General features: G+C 46.3%; 25 protein-coding genes and 1 other annotated feature. Of the genes, 22 read left to right on the top strand and 3 right to left on the bottom strand.

Translation table 11 applies throughout. The annotated features are described in order from the left end of the window. Positions 1–275: 275 nt before the first annotated feature. From D2962_RS16860 to D2962_RS16805, 13 genes are all read left to right on the top strand, one after another. On the top strand, positions 276–3,533 hold the full coding sequence (locus D2962_RS16860; protein ID WP_122015652.1) for an Eco57I restriction-modification methylase domain-containing protein: 3,258 nt from the start codon (positions 276–278) through the stop codon (positions 3,531–3,533). A gap of 96 nt (positions 3,534–3,629) precedes the next feature. Next, positions 3,630–3,948: a binding site (T-box leader), on the top strand. Positions 3,949–3,991: 43 nt separating this feature from the next. Continuing rightward, a complete protein-coding gene (gene trpE / locus D2962_RS16855; protein ID WP_122015651.1) occupies positions 3,992–5,443 on the top strand; it encodes an anthranilate synthase component I in 1,452 nt (483 codons plus the stop codon). Continuing rightward, complete coding sequence (locus D2962_RS16850; protein ID WP_120766923.1) at positions 5,440–6,018, top strand: anthranilate synthase component II; 579 nt, start codon at positions 5,440–5,442, stop codon at positions 6,016–6,018. The genes trpE and D2962_RS16850 overlap by 4 nt, the downstream gene beginning before the upstream one ends. Next, a complete protein-coding gene (gene trpD / locus D2962_RS16845) occupies positions 6,008–7,021 on the top strand; it encodes an anthranilate phosphoribosyltransferase (RefSeq protein WP_120766924.1) in 1,014 nt (337 codons plus the stop codon). Before D2962_RS16850 ends, trpD begins: the two co-directional genes overlap by 11 nt. Then, the gene (trpC, locus tag D2962_RS16840; protein ID WP_120766925.1) at positions 7,018–7,791 is read left to right on the top strand and encodes an indole-3-glycerol phosphate synthase TrpC; all 774 of its coding nucleotides are present in this window, start codon (positions 7,018–7,020) and stop codon (positions 7,789–7,791) included. The genes trpD and trpC overlap by 4 nt, the downstream gene beginning before the upstream one ends. Positions 7,792–7,819: 28 nt before the next feature. After that, positions 7,820–8,428, top strand: coding sequence for a phosphoribosylanthranilate isomerase (locus D2962_RS16835; RefSeq protein ID WP_120766926.1), 609 nt, complete (start codon positions 7,820–7,822; stop codon positions 8,426–8,428). A gap of 5 nt (positions 8,429–8,433) precedes the next feature. Beyond that, positions 8,434–9,609, top strand: coding sequence for a tryptophan synthase subunit beta (trpB, locus tag D2962_RS16830; RefSeq protein ID WP_120766951.1), 1,176 nt, complete (start codon positions 8,434–8,436; stop codon positions 9,607–9,609). Then, complete coding sequence (gene trpA / locus D2962_RS16825; protein WP_122015650.1) at positions 9,606–10,394, top strand: tryptophan synthase subunit alpha; 789 nt, start codon at positions 9,606–9,608, stop codon at positions 10,392–10,394. The genes trpB and trpA overlap by 4 nt, the downstream gene beginning before the upstream one ends. 223 nt (positions 10,395–10,617) lie before the next feature. Continuing rightward, complete coding sequence (locus tag D2962_RS16820; protein WP_281273807.1) at positions 10,618–10,902, top strand: GNAT family N-acetyltransferase; 285 nt, start codon at positions 10,618–10,620, stop codon at positions 10,900–10,902. A gap of 24 nt (positions 10,903–10,926) precedes the next feature. Next, positions 10,927–11,796 (top strand): DMT family transporter, encoded by an 870-nt coding sequence (locus D2962_RS16815; protein WP_122015648.1) that lies wholly within the window; start codon positions 10,927–10,929, stop codon positions 11,794–11,796. Next, positions 11,726–11,962, top strand: coding sequence for a PD-(D/E)XK nuclease domain-containing protein (locus tag D2962_RS16810; RefSeq protein ID WP_122015647.1), 237 nt, complete (start codon positions 11,726–11,728; stop codon positions 11,960–11,962). The genes D2962_RS16815 and D2962_RS16810 overlap by 71 nt, the downstream gene beginning before the upstream one ends. A gap of 98 nt (positions 11,963–12,060) precedes the next feature. Further along, complete coding sequence (locus tag D2962_RS17730) at positions 12,061–12,231, top strand: hypothetical protein (RefSeq protein WP_162991277.1); 171 nt, start codon at positions 12,061–12,063, stop codon at positions 12,229–12,231. Positions 12,232–12,472: 241 nt separating this feature from the next. Beyond that, positions 12,473–13,669 carry an MFS transporter gene (locus tag D2962_RS16805; protein ID WP_122015646.1) on the top strand — a complete coding sequence of 399 codons (1,197 nt, stop codon included), beginning with the start codon at positions 12,473–12,475 and terminating at the stop codon, positions 13,667–13,669. Between the two features lie 130 nt (positions 13,670–13,799). On the opposite strand, the gene D2962_RS16800 is transcribed toward D2962_RS16805, so the two are convergent. After that, positions 13,800–14,066 (bottom strand): hypothetical protein, encoded by a 267-nt coding sequence (locus D2962_RS16800; protein WP_120766931.1) that lies wholly within the window; start codon positions 14,064–14,066, stop codon positions 13,800–13,802. A gap of 319 nt (positions 14,067–14,385) precedes the next feature. Here D2962_RS16800 and D2962_RS16795 point away from each other — a divergent pair, with 319 nt between their 5' ends. The 5 genes from D2962_RS16795 to D2962_RS16775 all read left to right on the top strand — a co-directional run bounded on the left by D2962_RS16795 (position 14,386) and on the right by D2962_RS16775 (position 18,352). Continuing rightward, positions 14,386–14,901: a flavin reductase family protein gene (locus D2962_RS16795; RefSeq protein ID WP_122015645.1), complete on the top strand. Its 516-nt coding sequence runs from the start codon at positions 14,386–14,388 to the stop codon at positions 14,899–14,901. Between the two features lie 86 nt (positions 14,902–14,987). Continuing rightward, the gene (locus D2962_RS16790; RefSeq protein ID WP_122015644.1) at positions 14,988–15,479 is read left to right on the top strand and encodes a ferritin-like domain-containing protein; all 492 of its coding nucleotides are present in this window, start codon (positions 14,988–14,990) and stop codon (positions 15,477–15,479) included. 130 nt (positions 15,480–15,609) lie between these two features. Beyond that, positions 15,610–16,536 carry a prenyltransferase gene (locus D2962_RS16785; protein WP_122015643.1) on the top strand — a complete coding sequence of 309 codons (927 nt, stop codon included), beginning with the start codon at positions 15,610–15,612 and terminating at the stop codon, positions 16,534–16,536. A 91-nt stretch (positions 16,537–16,627) separates the two neighbouring features. Then, on the top strand, positions 16,628–17,596 hold the full coding sequence (locus D2962_RS16780; protein WP_245985154.1) for a polyprenyl synthetase family protein: 969 nt from the start codon (positions 16,628–16,630) through the stop codon (positions 17,594–17,596). Positions 17,597–17,680: 84 nt separating this feature from the next. Further along, a complete protein-coding gene (locus D2962_RS16775; protein ID WP_120766936.1) occupies positions 17,681–18,352 on the top strand; it encodes a GntR family transcriptional regulator in 672 nt (223 codons plus the stop codon). A gap of 29 nt (positions 18,353–18,381) precedes the next feature. On the opposite strand, the gene D2962_RS16770 is transcribed toward D2962_RS16775, so the two are convergent. Further along, positions 18,382–18,738: a MerR family transcriptional regulator gene (locus D2962_RS16770; RefSeq protein ID WP_120766937.1), complete on the bottom strand. Its 357-nt coding sequence runs from the start codon at positions 18,736–18,738 to the stop codon at positions 18,382–18,384. A 169-nt stretch (positions 18,739–18,907) separates the two neighbouring features. Here D2962_RS16770 and glnA (D2962_RS16765) point away from each other — a divergent pair, with 169 nt between their 5' ends. Further along, positions 18,908–20,236 (top strand): type I glutamate--ammonia ligase, encoded by a 1,329-nt coding sequence (gene glnA / locus D2962_RS16765; RefSeq protein WP_122015641.1) that lies wholly within the window; start codon positions 18,908–18,910, stop codon positions 20,234–20,236. 369 nt (positions 20,237–20,605) lie between these two features. After that, the gene (gene glnA / locus D2962_RS16760) at positions 20,606–21,940 is read left to right on the top strand and encodes a type I glutamate--ammonia ligase (protein ID WP_122015640.1); all 1,335 of its coding nucleotides are present in this window, start codon (positions 20,606–20,608) and stop codon (positions 21,938–21,940) included. Between the two features lie 8 nt (positions 21,941–21,948). On the opposite strand, the gene pdxR is transcribed toward glnA (D2962_RS16760), so the two are convergent. Beyond that, positions 21,949–23,499, bottom strand: coding sequence for a MocR-like pyridoxine biosynthesis transcription factor PdxR (pdxR, locus tag D2962_RS16755; RefSeq protein WP_120766940.1), 1,551 nt, complete (start codon positions 23,497–23,499; stop codon positions 21,949–21,951). Between the two features lie 157 nt (positions 23,500–23,656). Here pdxR and pdxS point away from each other — a divergent pair, with 157 nt between their 5' ends. Together pdxS and pdxT are read left to right on the top strand one after the other, a co-directional pair. After that, positions 23,657–24,562: a pyridoxal 5'-phosphate synthase lyase subunit PdxS gene (gene pdxS / locus D2962_RS16750; RefSeq protein WP_120766941.1), complete on the top strand. Its 906-nt coding sequence runs from the start codon at positions 23,657–23,659 to the stop codon at positions 24,560–24,562. A 15-nt stretch (positions 24,563–24,577) separates the two neighbouring features. Continuing rightward, a complete protein-coding gene (pdxT, locus tag D2962_RS16745) occupies positions 24,578–25,168 on the top strand; it encodes a pyridoxal 5'-phosphate synthase glutaminase subunit PdxT (RefSeq protein ID WP_122015639.1) in 591 nt (196 codons plus the stop codon). The last annotated feature ends 1 nt before the right edge of the window (position 25,169 follow it).

The following is a 25,169-nucleotide window of genomic DNA, read 5'->3' as shown; positions in this document are numbered from 1 at the left end:
GATTTCACGGCTTTAGCGTCTTTTCGACAGGTAAATAAGGGCCGGGGCGGCAGACGGGCAGGCTGATTTATTTAAATGCCGCATACGCCCTGCGCCGGCGGAATGAAACAGTCATGGAATTCCATGTTTTATCATGGAAACTCCATGACTTTTTTAATGCCAAATTCGACGAATTAACACAATAAAAGTTAACATAATGTTTCATAGTTTTGAAAAAAGCAGCATATATTGTTTTGTAATTATTATTCAGCAAGCCAAGTGAAAGGGGATTTGCGTTGAAAAATAAAGAACCTTTCACAAAAAATGTTCACCCTGGGCATTCCAAATTCGGTTTCGATATTTCCGACAAAATTAAAACTTACTTGAGTAACATAAATAACTGTCATAAAGAAACCGCACGGTCCATGATGTTCACATTATTGCTGCAGGAACTTTTTGGATATAAGTCAACATTTATCGAATCATATGTTGGCGGAATTGAAAGTTTTATTAAAGTAAAAGAAAAAGACCATGTTCTGAAGGGTGAAGTAGACAATCTTTATGGCAATATAATAATTGAATTTGAATCAAACATTCCTAAAAAATTGTCGCAGGCGAAAGAACAATTACGAAAGTATTTGGCCATATTATGGCTCCAGGAACATAGTGATGAAAGAACACCGTATATATGCATTGCAACAGACGGTGAACGTTTTTACACCTATTCCCCCTCGCTATTAGAACCAGCAGGTGACATTACGCCTGATAACATCGAGCTAAATTTAAATGAAAGGGTCAACTGGAATGACCTAAATCCTGCAGAAATTTACTTTTTCCTTGATCGCTATTTTTTTCGGCAATGCAGGCTCCATCCGGATAGCGTGAACTTTAAAAAAGATTTTGGCGTACAAAGTCATGCATTTCACGTTATAAATAATAACCTCCTGGCACTGTGGAACAAATTAAAATGCCATAGCATGTATAAAGTGATTTATGAAAATTGGGAGAAGTATTTGAGCATCGTATATGGCAATAAGGTTACGGGAGATGAATTGTTTATTCGCCATACCTATTTGGCAACACTGGCAAAACTTATGGCATGGATGAGGCTCTCAGAACATGCGTCTTTAACTAACAGTGCAGACCATATTTACGAAATTCTGAGTGGTCAGTTTTTCAAAAACCAGGGAATTGAAAATTTTATTGAAGAGGATTTCTTTGCATGGCTTATACGTAAAGAAGCCCGGAATATGACGGTAAAAATAGCAAATCAAATTTTTAGTCTTTTAATGAATTATGACCTGACCAGGGCTTCCGGAGATGTTTTAAAAACGTTGTATCAAGAATTGGTTGACCCCGAAACCCGTCACGATCTTGGAGAATATTACACTCCGGACTGGCTGGCACATAAGATTATTAAAAAAATTCTGGATGACAATCCTCGATGTGATATGTTTGACCCTTCGTGTGGTTCCGGAACCTTTCTGTACCTGGCAATTCAGGAAAAATGTGAACGTTTAAAAAATAGCAGTGATACTCTAAACCATATCTTAAAATCCGTTATAGGCGCTGATGTACATCCACTGGCGGTTATGATTGCAAAGACCAATTATATAATGGCCCTGGGAGAATTGCTGAAAAAGAGAAGCGCAGGGAATGTCGCTATACCCGTCTATCTGGCCGATACAATTTTACTCCCCGAGAGCGATGTTGAAAGGGAATCGACATATTACTGTGTACAGCTTGAAAATTGTAAAGTGAAAATTCCCGAAACTCTTCTGCAACATATTTATGACTATGACCAGGCAGTTAATCTAGCCAGGGAGTTTGCCGAAAAGAATAAGCAAAATAATGGATCTCTTTCTATGGAATCATTCAAAAACCTGCTTTCAGCACGAAAATTTCCGCATGTAAACGATCAATCTATTGTTGAATCATTATATGAGTTATCCAGAACATTAATGGAATTTTTGAATGCAGAACGGGACAGTATCTGGGCATATATGCTGAAAAACATTTTTAAACCCTTGTTTTGGAGAAACAAGTTTGATTGCGTTGTCGGAAATCCGCCGTGGATTGCCCTTCGATTTTTAAACCAGCCATATCAGGATTTTCTAAAAAAACAAATTCTACACGAATATGAATTGCTGTCAGGGCGCAGCGAGCTTGTTACTCATCTTGAAATGGCTGCTCTGTTTCTGGTTCGCACAGCGGATCTATACCTGAAAAGTGGCGGCGTGATTGCTTTTGTTTTCCCTAAGAGTATATTTTATGCCGACCAGCATGATGGTTTGCGAAGGTGTATATTTAAGTTAAAAGATGATTATCAAGATAATTTATTTTGGGAAGAAATTTGGGATTGTGAAAATGTAACACCGCTATTTAATGTTCCTTCATGCGTAGTTATGGCAAAAAAAAGCAAGGATTTTACAATGAATTATCCGGTTGATGGAATTATATTACAGGGCAATCTAGAATGTAAAAATGCAGGTTTACCAGAAGCCGAAAAGCAACTAAAAGTTGCCAAGACAAGTTATTATCTCCATATACGAGGGAAAAGGTCATTCTGGGCCTCCGGCAGGGGCAACACAGAAAATATAGTCAGTTATTACAGGTCGAGATTCAAACAAGGGGCGACAATTGTGCCGCGTTCATTTTGGTTTGTAAAGTTAAACCAGTCTCCCTTGGGCTTTGATTTAAACTGTCCGCCGGTAATTACTTTTACACCGAGTAAAAGCGGGCCTGTTCGAGACTATAAAGATATAGAGATAAGAGGGAATATCGAGTCGCCTTTTCTTTACTGCACTTTACTCGGTGATGATGTAATTCCTTTTGCATACAGAAACATACAGATGATAGTTCTTCCCATAGAACCCACGAACAATGGCTATCAAATTGTCGATATTGATTCTGCAAATGAAAAGGGATGTTTTAAGCTGGCGGAATGGATAAAACAGGCCGATTTTAATTGGTTTAAGCTACGCTCAAAAAAAACAAAAAATAATGCGAGCATATTTGAATGGATCGACTACCAAAAAAAATTAACCACACAAAATCCATTAAAGAAATACAAAGTAATTTATCCCAATTTTCAACGTGTCAGTGTTGCCTGTGTTGTCGACACGGATGGAATATTGCGCCAGGCAACCCATCTATTTGGGGTTTCCATTAACGGTTTTATTGTTGAAAGTGCATTTTATTATTATGAGACAGATGATGTTAGAGAAGCATATTATCTGTGCGCCTGCTTAAATTCGTCTATAATTGACGACCTCCTGGGGCCGTTGAGAAAAAAGTCCCAAAAAAATCATCCCAATGTCCATAAAAAGATATTCGATGTGGCACCTATTCCCAAATTCAATGAATCGGATCAACTCCACAAACAATTATCTGACCTTGGCTTGGAATGCAATGGAAAAGTATTAAAATGGCTCAAAAGCATTGAAGACGTGGACAAAAAAAGTGTGGGCGATCTTAGAAAAAAAGTGCGAACAATCATTTCCAATGAACTGAAAATTATAGACGAACTATTTTCTAAAATAATAAAAAAGTGAATCTAAAAGTTATGATTGAAGAAGATTAACAAAGGTAAAATGGCTATTGACATATCAAAGCTTTGGGTGTATTATAAAAAACAACAAGTAAAGAAAGAAAATTCAATGATCGGGAAGAGTAGGCGGTAATTCAGGCCAAAGCGAGCCGGTGGCGGTGGAAGACCGGTGCCGCGGTTGCCGTTGAATGGGCCCGGGAGAAGCCATGCGAACTAAAAGTAGCAGGAGACGGAAAGTCCGCCGTTAAAAGGACAGGGTATCGAATGCTCTTGCATTCCGTACCTGGAACGAGAAGGCTTTGCTTTAGGTGGCTGAGCTTATAAAAGGCACTTTTTCCTAAGGAAGAAGTGCCTTTTTTGATACCATCTTTTACGCAAGGTCAAAATTGGGTGGCACCGCGACACACTTCGCCCCAAAAGGGCGGGGTGTTTTTTTTATCTCAAAAAAAGGGGTGGTTGTGTATGGTGTTTCCCGATAAACGCGGGTTTGAGTCAATGAGGAAGGACCATGTAATTCCAGTCATGTTAAAGGTAAATGCCGACGAGTTTACTCCCATTGAGCTTTTTTACAATCTGGACGGCCGCAATAAGTTCCTGCTGGAGAGCGCCGAATGCGGGAAAAACTGGGGAAGATACTCCTTTCTCGGAGCAAGCCCGCATATGGCCGTTAAAAGTTACGGGGACAGGGTTGTGACAGTTTCAAAGGGCGGGGTGAAGACGGAAAACGGCAGGGTGCTGGATATTGTAGAAGATTATTTTAAAAGATACGGGTACGACAGCGCACCGCCCGGGCTTTTTGCAGATTTGCCCGCCTTCACAGGCGGCGCCGTGGGATATGTGGGTTATGATGTGATAAGGCTCTATGAAAAACTTCCCGATGACAATCCCGATGAACTGCATCTGCCGGAATGTTTCCTGATGTTTTATAAGGAAGTTATAATCTACGACCATTTTTACCACAACCTTTACGTGGTTTACAATGCCGTGCCCGATGAAGAAACCGAATATGAACACATAGTCGAAAGACTATATGAACTGAAGAAAACCGTCTTGAGGAAAAAGGATTTGCATCCCCTGGCGACGGTCCAAAATTTGATCCCCGAATTTCGGAAAAGTTGCAACAAAAATTCCTTCTGCGAGAAAGTGAGAAAGGCCATTGAATACATCAAAGCCGGCGACATATTTCAGGTGGTGATGTCCGAGAGAATGACGGCCGTCGCGAAAGTAGACCCGTTTGAAGCTTACAGGAGGCTCAGGGCCCTCAACCCGTCGCCATATCTTTTTTATATGGACTTCGGGGAGTTCCAAGTGGTGGGCTCTTCTCCCGAAAGCCTGGTGGCCGTAAAAGATGGTATCGTCACCACAAACCCTATTGCGGGCACCAAACCCCGGGGAAAGACGCCGGAGGAAGATGAAAAGTTAAAAAAGGAACTCCTGGCCGATGAAAAAGAGAGGGCCGAACACGTCATGCTCGTAGATCTGGGCAGAAATGATCTGGGAAAGGTGAGCGAGTTCGGCAGCGTGAAAGTGGAACGCTTCATGGAAGTCGATATGTACTCTCACGTCATGCATATCGTGTCGACGGTGAGCGGCAAGTTAAAACAGGGCAAAACTTGTATCGACGCCCTTCTGGCCTGCCTGCCGGCCGGGACGGTATCCGGAGCTCCCAAGATACGGGCCATGGAAATAATCGAGGAGCTGGAGGAAAAAAGGCGCGGGATATATGCCGGGGCGGTGGGTTATTTGGGCTTCAGGGGAAACATGGATTTCTGCATCGCCATAAGAACCGTCATTTTCAAGGACGGTATGGCTTACATCCAGTCTGGAGCGGGCATAGTTTACGACTCGGTGCCCGAAAAAGAATACCGTGAGATTTTAAATAAAGCCATGGCTTTAAAGGAGGTGCTGGGGTGATTCTGATAATAGACAACTATGATTCCTTTACATACAATCTGTATCAGTATGCTGGGGAGCTTTACCCCGAAGTAGAGGTGGTCAGAAACGATGAGATTGACGTGGAGGATGTGATGAATTCGGGGGCCCGCAGGATAATCCTTTCTCCGGGTCCAGGTAGGCCGGAAGATGCCGGCATATGCGTGGATCTTATCAGGAAAAACGACGGCAGGATTCCAATCCTCGGCATATGCCTGGGGCACCAGGCCATAGGCGTGGCCTATGGGGCAAAGGTCACCGGTGCCGAAAAGATCTTCCACGGCAAGACATCACAGGTGTCACACAACGGCCGGGGGATCTTTAGAGGAATAAAAAATCCAATTACGGCCATGAGGTATCACTCGCTGGTCATAAAGGGCGGTACACTTCCCGATGAACTGGAGGTGACGGCAGTGACCGCCGGAGGTGTCATAATGGGCATTCGCCATAAAAAATTTCCGGTTTACGGGGTTCAATTTCATCCCGAGTCAATACTCACGGAAGAGGGGAAATCCATTTTAAAAAATTTTCTGGAGGGCGATGAATATGTTTCATGAGATTATAAAAAAAGTCATCATGAGAGAGGATTTAAGCGAGGACGAAGCCCGGAAGGCCATGGACCATATCATGGACGGCAAGGCCGCTCCGTCTCAGATAGGCGGTTTTCTGGTGGGAATGAGGATGAAAGGAGAAAAAGTGGAGGAAATCACGGGATTTGCCCGGTCTATGAGGTCCAGGGCCAGGAAGGTGGATGTTGAGGGTTTCGCCATAGATACATGCGGCACGGGCGGAGACGGCGGCAAAACCTTCAATATATCCACCGCTGTGGCGTTTGTGGCCGCCGCCGGGGGAGTGAAGGTGGCAAAACACGGCAATAAAGCCGTATCCAGCAAGAGCGGCAGCGCCGATGTCCTTGAAGCCCTGGGGGCAAAAATAGACCTGGAGCCGGAAGATGCCGGAAGGTGTATTGAAAAGGTGGGAATTACATTCCTGTTCGCCCCCCTTTATCACTCCGCCATGAAAAACGTGGCCGGTCCCCGGAAAGAGCTGGGCACCAGGACCGTCTTCAATATCCTGGGGCCGCTGACCAACCCGGCCTCCGTCAGGGGCCAGGTCCTGGGCGTGTACGACGGCATCCTCACAAGGCCCCTGGCACGGGTGCTGCTGAAACTCGGAGTCAAAAGGGCCATGGTGGTCCACGGGCGTGACGGCCTCGATGAAATAACCACCACCAGGGAGACCATAGTGAGTGAAGTAAAAGACGGCATAATTAAAAATTATACCATAAACCCCCGGGACTTCGGCATTCCCCTGACAAAACCTGAGGAAATAGCCGGAGGGGACAGCAGCTACAATGCAAGGGTAATTTTGGATGTGCTGCAGGGCAAAAAGGGCCCGCAGAGGGATGTGGTGGTGTTGAACAGCGCCGCAGCCCTATATGTGGGCGAAGTTGCGGAGGACCTCAAAGAAGGCGTCCAGATGGCTCAGAATCTAATAGACTCGGGAGCCGCCTATGAAAAATTGAATGAGTTTATAAGAGAAAGCAGGGCGGCCGTATGATTCTGGATGAAATCATTGCCTATAAAGAACGACAGCTAAAAGATGAAATGGAAAAAAAGCCTTTATCAGCCCTGGAGGATGAAATCAAAGACATGGGTCTCCCCAGGAGCCTGGAGAAAGCTTTGACGGGGAAAAAAGGGATTAAAATCATCGCCGAGATAAAAAAGGCTTCTCCTTCAAGAGGAGTCATAAAGCCGGACCTTGATCCGGCCTTCACGGCGGTTCAGTACGAAAAAGGCGGCACGGATGCCATATCGGTGCTGACGGAAAAAAAGTTTTTTCTGGGTGACGACAGCTTCCTGAAAATCGTCAAAGATATAGCATCCTGCCCCGTCCTGAGAAAGGATTTTATCATCCACGAATATCAGATTTACCAGGCGAAAGCCTTAGGAGCCGACGCCCTTTTGCTTATCGTGGCAGTCCTCGGCGAAAAGATCGGGTATTTTTATAAAAAAGCACAGTCCCTGGGGCTTGACTGCCTTGTGGAGGTCCATGACGAGAGAGAACTGGATGCGGCCCTGGACGCCGGGGCCCGCATCATCGGCATAAACAACAGGAACCTGAAAGATTTCAGTGTAGATCTCAAGACCTGCGAGAGGCTCATCGGCAGGATTCCGGAAGGCATAATAAAAATTTCCGAAAGCGGCATAAAAACGGCGAATGATGTGCGTTATCTCAAATCCATAGGCGTGGACGGCATTCTGGTGGGGGAGACCCTCATGAAATCAAAGGATGTATGCCGGGATTTGGCGGCCTTTAAAGAAGCATGATAGATACGGCCGGGGAGGGATGGTGGACATGGTGAAAGTTAAGATTTGCGGACTGAGGCGGCCGCAGGACATCGAATATGTGAACAGGTTGAAGGTGGACTACGCCGGGTTTGTCTTCGCCCCAAGCAGGAGGCGCATAAGCTTTGAAGAAGCCGAAAAGCTCATCGCGGCCCTAGATAAGGCCATAAAAAAGGTGGGAGTGTTCGTTAATGAGAGGCCGGATGTGATAATGAAAGCCTGTGAGGAATTGGGCCTGGATGTGATACAGCTTCACGGCGACGAACCGCCGGAAAGTGTCAGAGGTTACGGGAGGGTTTCAGTCTGGAAGGCCATCAGGGTCGAAGGTGCGGATAGTTTAAAAGCTGCGGAAGATTACGAAGTCGATGGGATTTTACTGGATTCTTCGGTAAAAGGGCTTTACGGCGGAACCGGATTGAGGTTTGACCTGGACTTGATGGAAGGCGTCCGGCTCAGGCAGCCGGTAATCCTGGCCGGCGGCCTTGACGCCGGCAATGTGAGGGAGGCCATCCTGAAAGTAAAGCCATATGCCGTGGATGTGAGCACCGGCGTTGAGACCGGCGGATATAAAGACTTTGAAAAGATGAAAAAATTTGTGGAAAGGGTGAGGAGTTTATGAAAGATGTGCCGGGCAGATTCGGCATATTCGGCGGGCAATATGTACCGGAAACCGTGATGAACGCCCTTGCGGAACTGGAGAAAGAGTTTAATACGGCCGTAGCCGACGAAAAATTCATGGAGGAGTACAGGTATTATTTGAGAGAATACGCCGGCAGGCCCACACCTCTTTACTTTGCCGAAAACCTCACAAAAAAGCTTTGCGGTGCCAGGATTTACTTGAAGCGTGAGGACCTCAACCACACCGGGGCGCATAAAATAAACAACGTCCTGGGGCAGGTACTTTTGGCAAAGCGCATGGGCAAGCGCAGGGTGATAGCTGAAACCGGGGCCGGACAGCACGGTGTGGCCACGGCTACCGCGGCGGCCATGTTCGGGATGGAGTGCGAGATATTCATGGGAAAGGAGGATGTCAGGCGGCAGGCTCTGAATGTCTTCAGGATGAAGCTCTTAGGAGCCAGGGTGACCAGTGTAGACCAGGGAACCGGCACCCTAAAGGACGCCGTAAATGAAGCTATGAGGCACTGGGTGGCCCATGTGGACGACACCTTTTACGTGATGGGGTCGGTGGTGGGGCCTCACCCCTACCCCACCATGGTCAGGGACTTCCAGAGGGTTATAGGCGATGAGACCAGAGCCCAGATCATGGAAAAGACCGGCAGGCTTCCGGATTACATCATCGCCTGCGTCGGCGGCGGGAGCAATTCCATGGGAATTTTTTACCCCTTTTATGAAGATAAAAGCGTAAAGCTGGTGGGAGTCGAGGCGGGGGGCATGGGACTTGACAGCGGCCAGCATGCGGCAAAGCTCACAAGAGGCAGTATAGGAGTGCTTCACGGCATGAAGACATACGTGCTGCAGGACGACGAGGGCCAGATAATGCCTGTCTACTCCATATCCGCAGGCCTGGACTATCCCGGCGTAGGGCCGGAGCACGCCTTTTTCAAAGAAACCGGAAGGGCCGAATACGTTTACGCCACCGATGAGGAAGCGGTGAATGCCTTTATAACCCTTACAAAGACAGAGGGCATTATACCTGCCCTGGAAAGCGCCCATGCCGTGGCTTATGCCATGAAACTGGCACCGAAGCTTTCCGAGGAAGATATTATAGTGGTAAACCTTTCCGGCAGGGGAGACAAGGATGTCGAACAAATAGCCGATTTAATGGGGGTGAAGCTGTGAACAGGATAGATGAAAGATTATACAGTCTGCAAAAGACCGGGCAAAAGGCGCTTATAACCTTTATAACCGCCGGTGACCCCGACCCGGAAACCACCGGCGAACTGGTAGTTGCAATGGAAAGGGCCGGGGCCGACATAGTGGAGCTTGGAATCCCCTATTCAGACCCCCTTGCCGACGGGCCGGTCATCCAGAGGGCCTCGGCCAGGGCCCTGAAGGCGGGTATAAAAATAACCAGCGTAATGGATATAGTAAAATCCATAAGAAAAACCAGTGACATTCCTCTGGTGTACCTCGTATATTATAACTCTGTATTTAGATATGGCCCCGAAAGATTTATAAAAGAGGCTCGGGATGCGGGAGTGGACGGACTGATAATACCCGACCTGCCCGTGGAGGAGCGTCGCGAGATGGCGGATATTGTCTCATCCCACGGCATGCATTTGATACCCCTGGTGGCTCCCACCTCCCATGAGCGCATCAAAAATATTGTGGAAGGCGCCGGGGGTTTTGTTTACTGCATCTCCACAAAAGGGGTGACCGGTGTGCGGGAAGAAATAGAGACGGACATCAAAGCCTATATGGAAGAGGTGTCACGCTATACGGCCCTTCCCCGGGCTCTCGGTTTCGGCATCTCCGGCCCCGAGATGGCGAAAAGATTCAGGGATTACTGCGAAGGGGTGATTGTGGGCAGCGCCATTGTAAGGCTTATCGAGCAGGGCAAAGACAGGCGCCGGATGCTGAGTAATGTATGTGAATTTGTGAGTCTCATAAAAGAAGTATTATAAATAGGGTGCCAGGGGGGATGACACCTTAAGCTTACTAAAACTCGAATTCTTCGATTCTATCGATGATGGTGTTATCTCCCGCAGGGTTGGGTATCATGATGTAAAATGTTGCCGAGTTGTAAAAACCTATTTTTTTCATTATAGTTATGGTATGATAAAAACAGATATAGACTTAGTCAAATTTTTGAATTTCAAAGAAAGTCAAAAGAAATAAGGAAAACAAATAAAGCCGAATAGAACTCCAAACCACCATATGCTGGTGGCTGAAGTGGAGGAAAACGAGCAAAAGAAAGTCATTGGAGTGATCAGCTTAAACATAAGCCCAATACCACGCATGAGGCATTCGGGAAGCATCGGCATCATGGTGCATAAGGACTATCAGGGGGAAGGCATAGGCAAGGCACTTTTTAGCAAGATAATAGACCTTGCCGACAACTGGTTGAAACTTATGCGGCTGGAGCTTACCGTGTTTGTGGACAATGAAAAAGCCATAAAAATTTTGACATGATACCGATAAAAAGGAGAAAACCTTATGCAAACAAACCATCATATCCCCTCGAGGATGAGGGCAATCATATACCTCATATGCGCCGCCCTCTTATGGAGCACCGGCGGATTTTTCATAAAATGGGTAGAGTGGAATCCCCTGGCTATAGCGGGAGCAAGAAGCGCCGTGGGTGCCGTTCTTATTGGAATAGTGCTGCGCAAAAAGGACCTTTCCTGGTCGAGGGAACAGATATTATGCGCTTTGGCTTATGCAGCTACGGTTATACTTTTTGTTGTAGCCAACAAGTTGACCACTGCCGCCAACACCATCCTGCTCCAGTATACAGCGCCCATTTATGTGGCCCTATTCAGCTTTGCTTTTTTAAAGGAAAGGGTGACGGCCCTGGACTGGATAACGACAGTTGTGGTATTTGGCGGCATGGTGCTTTTCTTCATGGATGATTTCGATACCCGGGGCCTCCTGGGAAACATCCTCGCCATCCTCAGCGGAATGACCTATGCTGCCATGGTCATGCTGATGCGCCGGCAAAAGGACGGATCTCCCCTTTCATCGGTGTTTTTAGGCAATATCATCACCGCTCTCATAGGTTTTCCCTTCATGTTCCGGTCGATGCCTTCCGCTGCAGGATTTCTGGGAATTACACTTTTGGGCACGGTGCAGCTGGGCCTGCCGTATATCCTTTATTCCACCGCCATTAAGTCCGTATCGGCCCTGGAAGCGGTGCTCATTCCGGTAATAGAACCTATCACAAATCCCATCTGGGTCTTCCTGATGCTGGGCGAAGTTCCGGGAAAAGGAGCCATCGCCGGAGGGATAATCGTGCTTGGCGCGGTCACGGCAAGATGCATTATTACGGAAATCAAAAGCAAAAAACAAGAGACAGTCCATATTTGAGCGGAAGGAACGGCAAAGACTTGAAGAAGTAAGAGAACGAGGCCTTTCTCAGCTTAAAAGCTATGCTGAAAGCGTAAAAGTAAAACAGGGGATAAAGCCAGAAGAACTAAAGCAAGCCCTCATCATAGTGGTGGGCAAAAAAGATGTGTATTGTGATATTTTGTAAAGTATGATTGACAAAGATAACATTAAGTGGTATAGTATTTTTGCATGACAAAATTTTTTGAGTACATAAAATCCTGTGAAGAAAGGAGGCCGCAAAATATGATAAGGCTTAAAACCATCGGCAGTGCGGTTTACGGCACTAAAGCCGGGAATTCTTTTATAAATCCGGCAAGTAACTTTGCGCTAAAACATATAAATATTGATAAAGCGGCCTGTGAACAGGATTTGGTTTATTATGTATTGGGTATTTTTACCGTTACCCCGGCTTGAAATTGATGTTGATAGGTAAGGGCATTGAGGCAGGTAAATTAAGCCAATGAAGGTAATCGGAAACACCCTCGTAAATACCTTAAATCAAAATCAAGTATAAAATAAGTCACGGGTCGTTGAAGATTCCGTGGCTTTTTAATATGACGAAAATATTTATACCTAAAAAGTCATGGGATGCTTTTCTTAAAAAATATGAAAGGCGAACATGGCTTTTTTGTGTCTATAGGGGGAACAAGATAAAATGACGGCTTTAAAAAAACTTTTCAGCCCTTACAGGGAATTGCCTAAAGAAATATATGTAATATTTATCTCAAGGGTCATAAATGCCATGGGGTGTTTCGTGATGCCCCTTTTAACCATCATCCTCACCGAAAAAGTGGGGCTTTCCAGTGAAACGGCGGGGTTATACCTGAGCCTGGCGGGAGTTGTATTTTTGCCCGCTTCTCTTTTAGGTGGGAAATTGGCCGATACCTTGGGCAGGAAAAAGATAATAATTATATTTGATACCCTGGCGGCTATGTTCTACATCATATGTGGGTTTGTAAAGCCGTCCATGACAATGGGCTACCTCATATTGGTGGCCGGTGCTTGTATGGCCATCGCAACCCCCGGCCATGACTCCCTCATGGCGGATCTTACCAATCCGAAAAACCGCAGCGGCGCCTATTCCCTCTCTTACATGGGCCATAATTTGGGATTTGCCGTGGGTCCCGTCATAGGCGGCATGCTCTATAAAAATCACCTGCCCCTGGTATTTATCGGTGATGCGGCTACGGCATTGATCGCACTGGCGCTGGTGGCTTTTATGATAAAGGAGACCATACATAAGACAAAGGAAAAGATCATAGATGAGAGCAGGGCACTGGAGAGGCAAGTAGAGGGGTCCATCTTTTCGGTGCTCTTAAAAAGGCCTATCCTGATATATATAGCCATCATTGTATTCATATACAATTTTGCCTATGCCCAGTGGTCCTTTATGCTGCCCATGCAGCTTATGGGGCTCTTTAAAGATGACGGTGCGAAATTCTTCGGCATGGTGGCAGGCTTAAACGGCCTAACCGTGGTGCTCTTTACGCCTGTAATAACAAAGGTGGCTGAAAATGTGAAACACATAAGGCGCATGGTCTACGGAGGACTTTTATATGCCCTGGGATTGGGAATGTTCAGTTTTGTCACTACCATGCCGATGTTCTTCCTGGGTGCATATATCTTTACTCTCGGCGAAATAATCAACGCCATAAGTCTGACGCCTTTCATAGCGAACCATACCCCAGCTTCCCACCGGGGAAGGATGAGTTCTGTCATTCCTATACTCTGGGGGATGGGCCATACTTTAAGCCCCCTGGTCATGGGCAAGGTGCTCATGCATACCACCGTACAGAAAGCATGGATGATGCTGGTGGTCCTGCTTGTAGCCGCATCTTATATGATTATTTGACAGAAAAATATGATGAAAAAAGCTCGACACGGGCGCAAGAAGCCGTACGAAGCCTTCAACCCGATTAACGGCAGAAAAATTTGCACCTTAAACGGGCATGGCTAAAGGAGAAATTTCCGCGCCTGGCCATTTATCTTTTTTGGCACTGGAGCTCGGCCAACAGTAGAAAAATGAGCATGCCAATGCTGGTGAGCTGGTCTACTATCCATCGGTCTTGCGGTGATACATTTTTCATAAGGGTGTTTTCGACGGGTCCCACGATGATGATGGCGGCACTGATGAATAACGGAGCCAGGGCTTTATTTTTAATAAAAAAACCGAGTGAAAAAATAAAAATCAAGACGCCGAGAAAGTAATTACCGAAAGTCAGCAGCGACTTCAATTCGTTTTTTTGCACAAAAGGCACCTCCTTTGCAAAACTTCGGCTTTACGCTAAAAAGCGGCAACGACGTTTTGCTTAATTAATTTTTTCAATATATTATATGATTCAGGAATGGAAAGTTAACGTAGGTGACAAGTGAAGGCCGGAAGCACCATAAAGCGAAGTTGCCGCTGCGTCTTTCTTTTTATTTTTATTTTTGCTATACTTTGGTTATGGAAGGGATGCGGCGATTACGATGCCGTGACTCCAAGATACACTATTACTCATAAATAAGGCACAAAAAATGGGAATCAAATTATTTTATGATAATATACAATTATGGAGGGATTTTTAAATGGACGGATTAAAGCAGGTGCGCATAGGAGAAGTGGCTGATGACATACTGGAGCAAATTCCTAAAGGGGCTTTCCTCACCGTAAAGGCACAGGATAAGCTCAATACCATGACCATAGGCTGGGGCACGTTCGGCCGCATGTGGAACAAACCTGTATTCATGGTGATGGTGAGATACTCCCGATATACATATGAACTTATTGAAAAAGCCGACACTTTTACGGTGAGCGTTCCGTTAAACGGCAAGTTCAAAGAGGCCCTGGCATTTTGTGGATCAAAATCCGGCCGGGACCACGATAAATTCAAGGAGTGCAACCTTACGGCAAAGCCCGGGCAGAAAGTGGACACACCCGTCATCGAAGGCTGCGACATCCATGTGGAGTGCAGGATCCTTTACAAACAGCCCCTCGACCCGGAAAAACTACCAGAAGAAATAATAGACATGTCCTATAAAAACGGGGATTTTCACGTGCTCTATTACGGGGAGATCCTGGGGGTTTATGTAGAGGAACAGTAAATTAATTTATTTCCTTCCCCTTCATAAAGTTTATGATGATATCATATAATTTTCTAATATAAAAAAGGCTTTAAGGGGGAAGTGGTATGGAAAGCTGCAGGAGGCCGGAGCCTTACCCGCCGATGGAAGTGGCCGAGAGGAATCTTACCTATGCAAAGATCCTTGCCAGGGATTATGCTGGTACGGTCAGCGAGATGACCGCCATCACACAGTATGTGTATCACAACCTGGATATAGGCAACAAAGAAGTGTCGGACCTTATGATGTGCATTGCAAGGGTTGAAATGCACCACCTGCACATGCTGGGAACTCTGATAAAAAAGCTTGGGGGAGATCCCAGGTATGAGGTAGAATCAAACTACTGGAATGCCGGATTCGTAAAATACGGCCGGAACATGTGCCAGCAGATAACTCTGGATATTGATGCCGAATATGCCGCCATAAGGCAGTACAGGTTACATCTTACTTATATAGATGATCCTTTTGTCAAAGAGGTCATAAAGCGCATCATCATGGATGAAGAATACCATATTAAGCTTTTCACCGGCGTCTATGAAAAGTATTGTAAAAATAAATGATATTTCGGCAATCCTCTTACATCTGTAAGAGGATTTTTTAATATTCCAGGATATGAATGGAAATAATAAGCGGTGGAATTTAATGTTTTTTACGGTAGCAATAGGAGAATAAGTATAAAGAAGGAGTTTTATGAAAAATATTGTAATACAAAGGAAGATTCTGGGTCTCTGGACCTTGATGCGGTTCATGCCTGTCCTGACCTTCAGTGGAAGTATCGTGCTCATAAATATTTCTTATGCGTGGCAAAAGGCCGGGCCGGCTATTTTAAAACCTGCATTGATCCTGGCGGCAGGGGCTCTAACAATGAACAGTTTTCTCGCCCATTCTTTAAATGATATGGAGGATTGGCGCTCGGGCACCGATAGGGTATCACGCGGCATCCTTTCGGGGGGCTCAAAAGTCATAAAATATGGACTTTTGAATCGGCTCGAACTAGGTGAGATCGCCATGGCGGCTTTTATATTTTCTCTCGGGATAGGCACATATTTTTACCACATCAGGGGTCCTTTGGTGCTGGCCGCCCTTGCCTTCGGTATTTTTGCGGCCTGGGTTTATACCTGTCCTCCGCTTCGCCTGGCTTACAGGCCCTTCCTGGGCGAGTGGATATGCCTGTGGCTTTCCGGAACGGTACTCTCGACGGCATCATACTTTGTCTTGACAGGCGGATTTGATATTTTCCCATTTTTTGCGGGAGTGGTGCAGAGCACACTGGTGTTGGGATGGCTCATGCAGCACCATGTACCTGACATAAGCGCAGATCTGTCGGCGGCACCGGTGAAGCTCACTACCCCTGCTTATTTTTATTTAAGATGGGGCCCGCGGTATGCCATGATGCCATCAGTCATGTACTTTGTTCTGGCACTGGTTTTGAGCATAGCGGGATACTACTATATACATCCGGTATTCCTGGGGATGGCTTTTGTTGCAATCCTGGGCATTCTTGCGGCAGCTTCCACAAAGAGTCAGGATGTAATGGATGTAACCAGGAAGCAGCTTTTTACAACGGTACTGATAATAATAAACAGTATGGTCTTTATGATTTATATAACACTGTAACATAGCAGATGCCGGAGCTTCCGGCTTATGCTAAAGCGGCATGCAACCGGCGGTAATACGAAATTTGCTGAAAGGAAGGTATAATTTGACTGTGAATGAAAATCTGGCTCTTTCCCCACCAGAAACAGATCTTGAGTCCATGCTTCAGTATGTCAAATCCATAATCCGCGAAAGTATTGATACCGGGGAGAAAACCCTTAAAGAAATGGCCTTATATTTTGCAGGCAGCCAGGGAAAGCTCTTGAGGCCGACCCTGACCCTCGCCTGCGGCCTCATATGTAAGGGGTCCCCAAAATTGAATCTTGAAGAGTTGTATTTTACGGCGGCCGGTGTGGAAATGCTGCACATGTCGGCCCTGGTCCATGATGACATCATCGATAGGGCAGAAATGAGGCGCGGCAAGCCCACCATAAATGAAATTTATGGCAGCGATATGGCGCTTTTGCTGGGTGACTATTTTTATTCCCGCGCTCTGAGTCTTATGTCAAAAATCTCCGACATGTCGATTCTGGAGCAGGCGCTTTCGGTTATCGCCAGGATGGTGGAAGGAGAAGTAAAGCAGAAAAAGGAAGCCTTTGACACCGGCATAAGTTTAAAGGACTATTTGGCAAGAATAGCCCGTAAAACCGCATCGCTTACAGCTTTCAGCTGTTTTGCCGGAGCCCAGGTGGCAAAACTCGCGGAAAAAGAAGTAAAAGCTTTGGTGAAGTTCGGGGAATATTTCGGGAAGGCATATCAGATAAGAGATGACATTCTGGATTTTCTTAAAAATGAACATGTGTTAAAAAAACCTACCAGTGATCTCCACCAGGGCATATTCACCCTGCCTATGGTCCTGTATTTGAAAGAAAACAGGCATGGATTTGCTAATTCGGTTGTTTCCCAGGAACAGGTAAAATCTTTATATGACAAATGCATAAAATCCAGCGCTGTCAGTCGCTCCATTCTACTGTGCAATACTTATCTGGAGAAATCCCTGCGTATTTTAATGACTTTCCCGGATAGTCCAATTCGCTTTAAAGTAATCAATATATTACAAAAAGTATACATTTATACATAACTCCCTTTCAAAAATTTAAAACATATAGTAAAATAATATTAGAAATAAAGAGAGGCTTGTTATTAAATAGGGAGGTTTTAACATATGTTATCCGACTTACAGGATGCCGGATACTCGCTCAGGACAAAGATATACCACCAGCTCAAAAACGCCATTTTAAACGGTGTGTACAAACCCGGCGAGAGCTTGATAGAGTTGAAGGTAGCCAAGGAACTGGGGGTAAGCCGCACCCCGGTAAGGGAAGCCATACGTCAGCTGGAACTGGAGGGCCTTGTTTCGAGCATCCCCAACAAAGGCGTTGTGGTGGAAGGGGTTACGGAGCAGGATGTGGAAGACATATACACCATAAGAAAAATGATTGAAGGCCTGGCGGCCAGGTGGGCGGCGGAGAAGATAACCGATGAACAGTTGAAGGAAATGAAAGATGTGCTGGACCTCATGGAATTTTATACAGAAAAAGGTGAAATAGACAAAGTTTCCGACCTGGACACGCAGTTTCACGACATCATCTTCAGAGCATGTGACAGCAGACCCCTGGAATCGGTGCTGACCAATTTCCATCACTTTATTCAAAGGGCAAGACTCGTATCCATAAAGTCCACCGGCAGAGCACCGGTTTCTCTGGAAGAACACCGCAATATATATAATGCCCTGGCATCCCACGACCCTGATGCTGCGGAAAAAGCCATGGTGAGCCATGTAGACAGGGCGCGCACCAATTTGTGCCCCTATCTGGAAAGCCACAAGGTTTTCTAATAAAAAAAGATCCTTGCTTTACGCAAGGATTAATTTTTTTCCAGAAGTTTCATCAGCACCGCACGATTAGACACCGGATAGAGGGAGGTTAACCTTCCCTGAACGGCTCCTGAGTTTATCATTAAGTCCAGGTCCTTCGTGCTCTTTTCGAGAAGTTCTATTTTTTCCCTGATGGATTTCAGGTCAAAACCGTTATCTTTTAAGTATTTGATTCTGGAAAGCCTGATGACATCCTTTTCGGTGTATCTTCTCTGTTTTCCCTGGGTCCTGATGGGAGATATCAAACCCATATTTTCATAATACCGGATCTGACGGCTGGTAAGTCCCGTTTTTTCTTCCACTATCCCGATGGGATAGATACCTTTTAAAGAAGGATAAACGGCCATTACAACCACCTCCTAAAATATTAACAATATACTAACATATTAATGGGCTAGTGTCAATAATATGTAAGGATTTATTCTTTTATATAAAAAAACCTGACATTTTGTTGACGTTTGAAAGATTTACTGTTATTATTCTAATATAAATTTTACAACTTACGGAGGGAGAAAAATGGGTTACACAAAAGATGACATCATAAGTCTTACCAGGGATCTCAAGGTAAAATTTATCAGGCTTCAGTTCGTGGATATTTTCGGAGTGGTGAAAAATGTGGCCATTCCCATAAGCCAGCTGGAGGATGTGCTGGACGGGAAGCTTATGTTCGACGGTTCTTCTATTGAAGGTTTCACCAGGATTCAGGAATCGGATATGTATCTAAAACCTGATCTGGATTCTTTTGCGATCTTCCCATGGAAGCCCAGGGACGGTGCTGAAGCAAGGTTGATTTGTGACATTTATAATCCCGACGGCACTCCCTTTCAGGGGAGCCCCCGCCAAATTTTAAAAAATGTCATAGAAGAGGCCAAAGCCATGGGATATACCATGTATGCCGGGCCGGAGCCGGAATTCTTCATGTTTCTCACCGATGAAAAGGGAAAACCCACCATCGAGACTCATGACAAAGGCGGCTATTTTGACCTATCACCCATAGATTTGGGAGAAAACGCCCGCAGGGACATAGTGCTTACCCTGGAAGAAATGGGCTTTGAAGTAGAAGCGGCCCACCATGAGGTGGCTCCCGGCCAGCATGAAATTGACTTCAAGTATTCTGACGCGTTAAAGACCGCAGACAACATAGCCACATTCCGCTTTGTCACCAAAATAATAGCAAAACAGCATGGCCTGCATGCCACCTTTATGCCAAAGCCCGTATTCGGCATCAATGGCTCGGGCATGCACATACACCAATCCCTCTTTACCGACGGTAAAAACGCCTTTGCGGATGAAAATGGTGAGGCCGGTCTGAGTGAAATAGCAAGATATTATGTGGGCGGTATTTTAAAACATGCCCCCGGCTTTACAGCCATTACCAATCCCCTGGTAAACTCCTACAAGAGGCTGGTGCCGGGCTATGAGGCTCCGGTGTATATATGCTGGTCGGCCAAGAACAGGAGTGCTCTTGTGAGAGTTCCGGCGGCAGGAGGAGTAAAGACCCGCATCGAACTCCGCAGCCCGGACCCCTCAGCTAACCCCTATCTTGCCCTGGCAGTCATCCTGGCGGCAGGTCTTGACGGCATAAAGAACAAGATCGATCCCGGCCACCAGGTGTATAACAACATTTATCACATGACCGATGAGGAGAGAGAAAAGGCCGGTATCAAGAGTCTCCCCGGTAGCCTCAAGGAAGCCCTGGAACTTCTGGAACAGGACGAAGTTATCAAGAAAGCCCTCGGAACACATGTATATGAGCACTTTGTGGCAGCCAAGAAACTGGAATGGGATACTTACAGGACAAAAGTGCATACCTGGGAACTGGATGAATACGCAGAGGTATACTAAAAAGCTAACACCTCCCTATTAACATAGATGTGCCGGGTTCTGAGAGCGGACCCGGCACCCTTAAACTCCCTCTAATATATGAAGCGGTGTCCCCGCTTCAAACCTTTGAAAAACTTTAGCCCGCATGTATTATGGAGCGGGACTAGTTTCGCCCAGCCGTCGGCAGCTCTGCTGCCGCAAACGGCGTGCGAGCGTGTCCGTAGCAAATATCATGCGGGCTTTGTTTACAAGCTGGAGCGGCACCCCCGCTCCTTTTTTATCAAACCTTACATTGACTGGACTGCTCCTATTAAAAATGTTATATTATAATACGTGGTTGTACAGATTTATTTGGAGATACTATTTAAGAAATGTTTTGGGAGGGGTAAAATGCCAAGGTATACTAAAAGCGATATTCTTCAAAAGGCTCAGGAACTGGATGTAAAATTCATCAGACTGCAGTTTACCGATATTCTGGGAATAATCAAAAATGTCACCATAACGGTGGATCAGCTGGAAGACGCCCTGGATGGCAAGATAATGTTTGACGGCTCATCCATAGAAGGTTTTACCAGGATTCAGGAATCGGACATGTATTTGAGGCCCGATTATGACACCTTTACTATCCTGCCCTGGAAGCCCAGGAAAGGCGCTGAGGCCAGGCTCATGTGCGACATCTATGATTCCAACAACGAGCCCTTTGAAGGTTGTCCCCGGGGCATTCTCAAAAAAGTGGTAGAAGAAGCCCGCCAGATGGGGTATGAGCTGCATGCCGGGCCGGAGCCGGAGTTTTTCCTTTTTCAGACTGATGAAGAAGGCAATCCGACGGTGAAGACCAACGACAAAGGCAGCTATTTCGACCTTTCTCCGGTAGACCTGGGGGAAAACGCCAGGAGGGATATAGTGCTGGCTCTGCAGGAAATGGGTTTTGATGTGGAAACATCCCATCACGAGGTGGCCCCCGGACAGCATGAGATAGATTTTAAATATACCCGGGCCATAAGGACCGCCGACAATATCGTTACATTTAAATTTGTTACAAAGGCCATTGCCGCGGAGCACGGGCTTTATGCCACTTTTATGCCAAAGCCCATTTTTGGGGAAAATGGTTCGGGCATGCATGTACACCTTTCTCTTTTCAAAGATGGCATCAATGCCTTTTATGATGAAAACGATAAAGAAACGGGCCTGTCACAGGTAGCAAAATATTTTATCGGTGGAATACTGCATCATGCCAAAGGATTTACTGCCATAACAAATCCCACCATAAATTCTTACAAGCGCCTGGTCCCCGGCTATGAGGCTCCGGTGTATATATCCTGGTCAGGCAAAAACCGCAGCGCTCTGGTGAGGGTTCCGGCTGCCCGGGGCAATGCCAGCCGCATCGAGCTTCGCAGTCCGGACCCATCGGCGAACCCCTATCTTGCCCTGGCGGTCATCCTCAAAGCCGGTCTCGACGGCATCAAGAATAAGATGGATCCCGGCCCCCAGACCTTCAACAACATTTATGACATGACACCGGTGGAAAGGCTGGAGGCAGGTATTGAGATGCTGCCGGGCAGCCTGAAGGAAGCCCTGGATTACCTGTCTCAGGATGAGGTCATCAAGGAAGCCCTGGGACCCCATGTGTACGAGCACTTCGTGAAGGCCAAGCTCATCGAATGGGATATTTACAGGATTCAGGTGCATAAGTGGGAACTTGACCAGTATCTGGGAATATTCTAGGGATTTTATTACAGCAATGGCCTGAAATTCTTGCCTCGCAGGGGGTTCAGTTTATATTCCTGAAATAATTTCTCTATAGTTTCAGCCAGGAGCTTGATACCGTCCCGAATGTTTTCCGGTGCTATTTCGGCAAAACTTAACCGGAAACCATTGGAGGGTCGGCGATCAGGGTAGAAAAAATCTCCTGGCATTAGCAAAAGCCCATACTTTAAAGCTTCGTTGTATAAGTTCATGGAATAATAGCCCTGGGGCAGTTCAAGCCAGAAGAAAAGACCTCCTCCGGGGCTTTTGTAATTTATACCCGGAGGTATATACTCCTCAATGGCTCCATTCATGGCCTGCCATTTCTCCCGGAAAATTTTTCTCATGCGCCGTGCATGCTCGGGCCACAGGGATTTTCTGAAGAAAAGGTCCATGGCCCGCTGGGTGAGGCCCGATGAGGATATGTCGGAGTAATATTTGGCATCGGCTATCTTCACCGCAAAATCTTTCCGTGATGCGATGAAGGCCAGGCGAAGTCCGGGCATGAAAAGTTTGGAGAAACTTTTAATATACAGCACATTGCCGCCATCATCCATTGCCTTGAGGGGGGAAGGTTTTTCTGCAAAGTAAAGGTCGTTCATATGGTCATCTTCTACAATTAAAAAGTCGCATTCACGGGAAAGAGCAATCAGCTCTTTCTTTTTTTGTGTCGAATAGGAATACCCCGTGGGGTTGTGGAAATTAGGCATGGTATAAAAGAGCCTGGGGGGTTTTACTTTTAACTTTGACCTGAGTTCATCTATATTGATGCCGTCGGGTTCCAGGGGAATCTCCACAATTTTGGCCCCCCGGGATTTAAAGGCATCGATGGCACCGGTATAGGTGGGTCCCTCCACATATACTGTATCCTGGTAATTTAAAAAAGCCTTGGCAATGATATCTATGCCCTGTTGGGCACCAGAAACCACCTGGATTTCTTCCGGCGAAAAAGTTATGTTGTATTCCGAGGCCATAAACTCAGATATGGATTTTCGAAGAGGGGCATACCCCATGCTCTCCTGGTAACCGAAGGCATATCCCCGGTCCCGATCCAGCACCTCGTTCAAGACCTCCTTGAATTCTTCCACCGGAAAAAATTCCGGAGATATGGCGGCTCCGGCAAAGTCATAACGGATAGCGCTCCTAACATTGCTTATATCATCGAAGAGCGCACTGTTTGAAGGTGTTGGACTACTGTCATTGAAGACACCTGGATTTTCTGAAACCTTTTGAAGCGACACACCCTGCGATGAGAGCGCTTTTGATAGATTTTGATGATTTAATAAGATAGAAGGATTGATATAAGTGCCGCTGCCCACCCTGGATACGACATAGCCCTGCTTTTCAAGGAGTTTGTAAGCATTTACGATGGTTACCGTATTGACATCTAAAAGCGATGCAAGCTTGCGTATCGGTGGCAGTTTTTCCTCGGGTAAAAGTATATTTTTTTCGATGAGCTCGATTATGCTTTCGCATACCTGAACATATAAGGGCTTTTCTAGAGAGCGGTCCAATCGTATCGATACATATTTATCCATAAAACATTCCCCCTACAAAAAATGAAATTGTATTGACAAACAATTACTTTAGTGGCATAATATTTACATACAAAATAAAACAAATATAGAAATTGTTACGATACAATTATATCACACTATATAAAAGTTGCAATCAAAATTTGAGGAGGAATTTGTTATGTCAAAGGAAATTATTAAGGATACCAATGAATCCCCCGAGCGCTACAGCCTCAATAAGAATCTGGCCGAAATGTTAAAGGGCGGAGTCATCATGGATGTCACCACCCCGGAACAGGCAAGGATAGCTGAAGCTGCCGGTGCGGTTGCCGTTATGGCTCTTGAAAGGGTTCCGGCAGATATAAGAAAGCAGGGTGGCGTAGCACGCATGTCAGACCCCAAGATCATAAAGGCCATCAAGTCGGCAGTCACCATCCCCGTCATGGCCAAATGCAGGATAGGCCACTTTGTGGAAGCCCAGATCCTTGAAGCTCTCGGGATAGACTACATAGACGAGAGCGAGGTGCTGACGCCCGCCGACGAATCTTTCCACATCGACAAGAAGAAATTCAAGGTCCCCTTTGTCTGCGGAGCCAGAAACCTGGGAGAAGCCCTGCGCCGCATAGGTGAAGGCGCATCCATGATAAGGACCAAGGGTGAGGCCGGCACCGGAAATGTGGTAGAGGCAGTAAGGCATATCCGCACAGTTATGGGCGAAATCAGGAAACTACAGAACATGCCCAAAGAAGAACTTATGACCGCCGCCAAAGAGATGGGAGCGCCCTATGACCTGGTGCTCTATGTGGCAGAAAACGGCAAGCTCCCTGTGGTGAACTTTGCCGCTGGAGGCGTAGCCACTCCCGCTGATGCCGCGCTTTTGATGCAGCTCGGGTGTGATGGTGTCTTCGTGGGTTCCGGCATATTCAAATCATCAAATCCCGAGAAGAGAGCAAGGGCCATAGTAAAGGCAGTAACCTATTACAATGACCCCGATGTTCTGGCACAAGTTTCTGAAGACCTGGGAGAAGCTATGCCCAGCCAGGAAATCGATAAACTTGAGGACCGTTACGCCGAGCGCGGCTGGTAAGATGAAGGTGATAGCATGATAGTAGGTGTCCTGGCCCTTCAGGGGGCCGTGCGAGAACACATGCAAATGATTGCAAGGGTTGGGGCTACCCCTCTGGCTGTTAAAACCCGGGATGAACTAAAAAAAACAGATGCCCTCATACTGCCGGGAGGGGAGAGCACCACCATAGGGAAACTCATGACAGAATTTAACCTGAAAGATGAAATAATCCGTCGGGCAAAAGAAGGCATGCCCGTTTGGGGCACATGCGCCGGCATGATACTCCTGGCAAAACACATCGTAAATCAGGAGAACACTCATCTTGACCTCATGGACATATGGGTCCGGCGTAACGCCTACGGCAGCCAGCTGGATAGTTTTATTACGAGTCAAGAAGTGCCCGAGGTATCCGACGGAACCGTTCCTATGGTATTTATAAGGGCTCCCTATGTGGAAAAAGTGGGGCCCGATGTTAAAATCTTATCTGAAATTGGAGGCAAGGTAGTGGCGGCCCGCCAGGGAAATCTTCTGGCCACCGCCTTCCACCCGGAGCTTACCGAGGACCTGAGCTTCCACAAATATTTTTTAAGAATAATAGAAGATAAATCATCAGCGTGCGAAGCTTAGA

It is taken from the genome of Biomaibacter acetigenes (assembly GCF_003691585.1).
GTDB classification, from domain to species: domain Bacteria; phylum Bacillota; class Thermosediminibacteria; order Thermosediminibacterales; family Tepidanaerobacteraceae; genus Biomaibacter; species Biomaibacter acetigenes.
Note: the sequence above shows the minus strand (reverse complement) of the source record. Positions and strands in the feature narration are given on the sequence as shown.

Excerpts from the sequence above, each read along its gene's own strand:
- trpD (WP_120766924.1), top strand. The coding sequence starts at position 6,008 with ATGTTTCATGAGATTATAAAAAAAGTCATCATGAGAGAGGATTTAAGC.
- pdxR (WP_120766940.1), bottom strand. The coding sequence starts at position 23,499 with ATGGATAAATATGTATCGATACGATTGGACCGCTCTCTAGAAAAGCCC.
- D2962_RS16835 (WP_120766926.1), top strand. The coding sequence starts at position 7,820 with ATGGTGAAAGTTAAGATTTGCGGACTGAGGCGGCCGCAGGACATCGAA.
- D2962_RS16815 (WP_122015648.1), top strand. The coding sequence starts at position 10,927 with ATGCAAACAAACCATCATATCCCCTCGAGGATGAGGGCAATCATATAC.
- pdxT (WP_122015639.1), top strand. The coding sequence starts at position 24,578 with ATGATAGTAGGTGTCCTGGCCCTTCAGGGGGCCGTGCGAGAACACATG.
- glnA (WP_122015641.1), top strand. The coding sequence starts at position 18,908 with ATGGGTTACACAAAAGATGACATCATAAGTCTTACCAGGGATCTCAAG.
- D2962_RS16805 (WP_122015646.1), top strand. The coding sequence starts at position 12,473 with ATGACGGCTTTAAAAAAACTTTTCAGCCCTTACAGGGAATTGCCTAAA.
- D2962_RS16770 (WP_120766937.1), bottom strand. The coding sequence starts at position 18,738 with ATGGCCGTTTATCCTTCTTTAAAAGGTATCTATCCCATCGGGATAGTG.
- D2962_RS16790 (WP_122015644.1), top strand. The coding sequence starts at position 14,988 with ATGGAAAGCTGCAGGAGGCCGGAGCCTTACCCGCCGATGGAAGTGGCC.
- trpE (WP_122015651.1), top strand. The coding sequence starts at position 3,992 with ATGGTGTTTCCCGATAAACGCGGGTTTGAGTCAATGAGGAAGGACCAT.
- D2962_RS16775 (WP_120766936.1), top strand. The coding sequence starts at position 17,681 with ATGTTATCCGACTTACAGGATGCCGGATACTCGCTCAGGACAAAGATA.
- D2962_RS17730 (WP_162991277.1), top strand. The coding sequence starts at position 12,061 with ATGATAAGGCTTAAAACCATCGGCAGTGCGGTTTACGGCACTAAAGCC.
- D2962_RS16795 (WP_122015645.1), top strand. The coding sequence starts at position 14,386 with ATGGACGGATTAAAGCAGGTGCGCATAGGAGAAGTGGCTGATGACATA.
- pdxS (WP_120766941.1), top strand. The coding sequence starts at position 23,657 with ATGTCAAAGGAAATTATTAAGGATACCAATGAATCCCCCGAGCGCTAC.
- glnA (WP_122015640.1), top strand. The coding sequence starts at position 20,606 with ATGCCAAGGTATACTAAAAGCGATATTCTTCAAAAGGCTCAGGAACTG.
- D2962_RS16785 (WP_122015643.1), top strand. The coding sequence starts at position 15,610 with ATGAAAAATATTGTAATACAAAGGAAGATTCTGGGTCTCTGGACCTTG.
- trpC (WP_120766925.1), top strand. The coding sequence starts at position 7,018 with ATGATTCTGGATGAAATCATTGCCTATAAAGAACGACAGCTAAAAGAT.